The sequence below is a fragment of the Sphingobacteriales bacterium genome, assembly GCA_012517435.1.
Lineage (GTDB): Bacteria > Bacteroidota > Bacteroidia > CAILMK01 > JAAYUY01 > JAAYUY01.
Genome location: JAAYUY010000024.1, coordinates 1 through 3,750 on the forward strand (window position 1 = coordinate 1; position 3,750 = coordinate 3,750).

At 42.1% G+C, this 3,750-nt stretch carries 4 protein-coding genes; all 4 read left to right on the plus strand.

Annotated elements, in window-relative coordinates:
• Positions 1-10: 10 nt before the first annotated feature.
• Positions 11-424 (plus strand): SoxR reducing system RseC family protein, encoded by a 414-nt coding sequence (locus GX437_01450; GenBank protein NLJ06313.1) that lies wholly within the window; start codon positions 11-13, stop codon positions 422-424.
• A gap of 167 nt (positions 425-591) precedes the next feature.
• On the plus strand, positions 592-1,467 hold the full coding sequence (locus GX437_01455) for an RnfABCDGE type electron transport complex subunit B (GenBank protein ID NLJ06314.1): 876 nt from the start codon (positions 592-594) through the stop codon (positions 1,465-1,467).
• A 39-nt stretch (positions 1,468-1,506) separates the two neighbouring features.
• On the plus strand, positions 1,507-2,832 hold the full coding sequence (gene rsxC / locus GX437_01460) for an electron transport complex subunit RsxC (GenBank protein NLJ06315.1): 1,326 nt from the start codon (positions 1,507-1,509) through the stop codon (positions 2,830-2,832).
• A 6-nt stretch (positions 2,833-2,838) separates the two neighbouring features.
• The coding region (locus GX437_01465; GenBank protein NLJ06316.1) for an RnfABCDGE type electron transport complex subunit D at positions 2,839-3,750 on the plus strand (912 nt) is incomplete at its 3' end.

Below are 3,750 nucleotides of genomic sequence, written 5' to 3' on the forward strand. Positions count from 1 at the left end.
AGTTTTTAAGATGAGTGAACACAACGAAGTCAGGCATGAAGGAGTCATCACTTCCATTGATGGCGATATGGCTCAGGTAACCATTTTAGTAAAATCAGCCTGTGCAGAATGTCATATCAAGGGGGCATGCAGCCTGTCTGAGATTCAGGCAAAAGTCATTGAGGTTAATCTGAAAGGACAGACATTCCGTATCGGAGACAAGGTAAATGTGGCATTAAAAGAATCATTGGGGATGAGAGCCGTTCTGCTTGCCTATATCATTCCTGTTTTACTCATTATCTCGACATTACTCATTGCAGGCTTATTTATTGATAATGAAAATATTATTGCCGGGTCATCTCTTCTTATAGCAGGTATTTATTACCTTTTTCTATATCTGAACAAAAGGATGTTGAAGAAATCATTTCAGTTCAGAATAGAATAGCAATCAGGCGTATCAAAGATCACACACAGATAGCTGTATTACAGGAAGAATTGCATTCCGGAGTGAAAATGTGAATTTTTTTTTGCCTGTTTCAGAAACTCTATACATTTGCCCCTGTTAATAAAATAACAATAGTTGAGTTAAACAAAAATTAAAATTTAACAGAAGTGGGACAATCATCAATAATTTTATACTCAATAATTGCAGTAGGCGGTCTCGGACTGGTATCAGCAGTTATTTTATATTTCGTAGCTCAGAAATTTAAAGTCATCGAAGACCCCAGAATTGATGAAGTGGAAGCGATATTACCCGGAGCGAATTGCGGAGGATGCGGCTATGCCGGATGCCGTAATTTTGCCGAAGCCATGGTGAAAGCAGGAACTCTCGAAGGATTTTTTTGTCCTGTGGGGGGAAATGAAACCATGGCTAATTCAGGAAAAGTATTAGGCCTCGAAGCGGAAGCAAAAGAACCTATGATTGCAGTGGTAAGATGTAACGGAACCCCTGCAAATGCTCCTTTAAAAAACACTTATGATGGTGTCAGCAGCTGTTTTGTGGCAAATGCCTTGTTTGCCGGTGAAAATGGTTGTCCTCACGGATGTCTGGGCTTAGGCGATTGTGTGGCCGTTTGTCAGTTTGATGCCATTCACATTAATCCTGAAAGAAAACTCCCTGAAGTCAATGATAAATGTACGGCCTGCGGAGCCTGTGTAAAGGCATGTCCGAGAAATATTATCGAACTCAGGTACAAAGGCAAAAAAGACAAGCGGATATTTGTTTCCTGCATGAACACTGAAAAAGGTGCATTAGCCCGTAAAAACTGCAGTGTAGCTTGCATTGGCTGTGGTAAATGTGTGAAAGTTTGTCCTCATGATGCCATCGTCATGGAAAACAATCTGGCTTACATTAGTTTTGAAAAATGCAAGCTTTGCCGTAAGTGTGTCGAAGAATGCCCGACAAACGCCATCTGGGAAGTTAATTTTCCGCCAAGGAAAGTGAAAACAGAAGAATCGGCTGTGGCCGATCAGGATACTCAAGCATGAATCAAGGTTAAAAATGATTAAAAATAATTAGAAGTGAAACTGAAAACATTTATAAAAGGCGGTGTCCATCCACCGGAAAATAAAATTTCAGCAGGGGAAAAAATCGTTGAAGTTCCATTGCCAAAGACAGTTTATGTGCCGGTACAACAGGTTCTCGGTGCACCATCTGTTCCGGTAGTTAAAAAGGGTGACCGTGTAAAAACCGGTCAGCTGATTGCAAAAGGAGAAGCCTTTATTTCAGCAAATGTCCATAGCCCTGCAACAGGTACAGTCAGTAAAATTGAAGAAGTAACCGACAGCTCAGGTTACCGGAAAACAACCATTATCATTGACACAGAAGCTGATGAATGGGAAGAAGGAATAATTACCGACAAGAGTATTCAGAGAGAATGTACCCTGACCCCGGAAGAAATTATCAGTAAAATTAAAAGTGCAGGGATAGTAGGAATGGGGGGAGCTACTTTTCCGACCCATGTAAAACTCATGGTGCCACCGGATAAAAAAGCTGAGTTGCTCCTGATCAATGGTGTTGAGTGTGAGCCATATCTGACCTCAGACCACAGGCTGATGCTGGAAAGAGGAGAAGAACTCATGGCAGGTATTCAGATATTGATGAAGGCGCTGAAAGTGGAAAAAGCTATAATAGGGATAGAAAACAATAAAAAGGATGCCATTGCTCATCTGGATGCCTTATCCCGTTCATTTTCAGGCATTTCGGTTCAGGTTTTAAAAGTCAAATATCCTCAGGGAGGGGAAAAACAACTTATTAAAGCAATTACAGGCAGGGAAGTTCCGTCAGGGAAGCTACCGGTGGAAGTTGGTTGTGTGGTACAGAATGTCGGAACAGCAGTGGCAGTTTATGAAGCAGTTCAGAAAAACAAACCTTTGATTGAAAGAATAGTTACGGTAAGTGGCTTTGTTTCACATCCGGCCAACTATCTGGCCAGAATAGGAACACCGGTCAGTGTGTTGCTTGAGCTTTCGGGAGGAATACCTGAAAAAGCGGGGAAGATTATCAATGGCGGTCCCATGATGGGAAAAGCAGTGAACAACGCTGAGGTGCCCGTTACAAAAGGAACATCAGGCATATTGGTATTTCCTGAAGACATTTCATTACGCCATGAACCCATTACCTGTATTCGTTGCAGCAAATGTGTTCAGGCTTGTCCCATGTCGCTTGAGCCTTATTATCTTGCTCAGCTTTCTGAGATAAAAGATTGGGAGAAATGTGAGAAAAACATGGTTATGGATTGTATCGAATGCGGAAGTTGTATGTATGTGTGTCCTTCATATCGTCCCTTGCTCGATTATATCAGGATGGGGAAGACACAGGTTGGAAAAATAATCAGGTCAAGAGTTAAATAAAACACCATGAATAAATACGTAGTAAGTTTATCACCCCATATTCACGGAAGGGAAGATGTCAGAAAGATCATGTGGGGAGTGGTTTATGCCATGATTCCAGCTCTTCTGGTAAGTATTTATTTTTTCGGACTCGACTCTGTAAGGGTTACGCTGATAAGTGTGGCTTCGTGTCTGTTGGTGGAATATCTGATACAGAGATTTTTTCTGAAAGGGAAGATAAGTATTACAGACGGATCGGCTGTTATTACCGGTATTTTGCTGGCTTTCAATGTACCGGCCAATCTGCCTAACTGGATCATTGTCGTTGGGGCGATTGTCGCCATAGGAATAGCCAAGATGAGTTTTGGAGGGCTTGGAAAAAATCCTTTTAATCCGGCACTGGTTGGCAGGGTATTTTTGTTGATAGCCTTTCCTGTGCAAATGACTTCATGGCCAAAACCACATGCACTGTTTTCAGACGGAGTTGTTGATGCTATTACAGGTGCTACCCCATTAGGTATTTTAAAAGAAGGCCTGAAAAACGGTATGAGTGTAGATCAGATCATGCAGTCCGGAGAAATGCCCCGTTATGTGGATATGATGCTGGGAAACATGGGTGGTTCATTGGGTGAGATGTCGGCTATCGCTTTGCTCATCGGGGCTATTTATATGTTTTGGAAAAAGATTATTACCTGGCATATTCCGGTAAGTTATCTGGGTTCAGCACTGGCTTTTGCCTTGATATTCTGGCTGATAGACCCTGTTCATTATGTCAATCCGCTCTTTCATCTGGTAACAGGAGGTCTGATGCTGGGTGTCTTTTTTATGGCTACCGATATGGTTTCGTCTCCGATGACACCTGTAGGTATGATTGTTTATGGGATAGGGTGCGGAGTGCTGACCATGCTGATACGTTTGTTTGGTGCATATCCTGAAGGC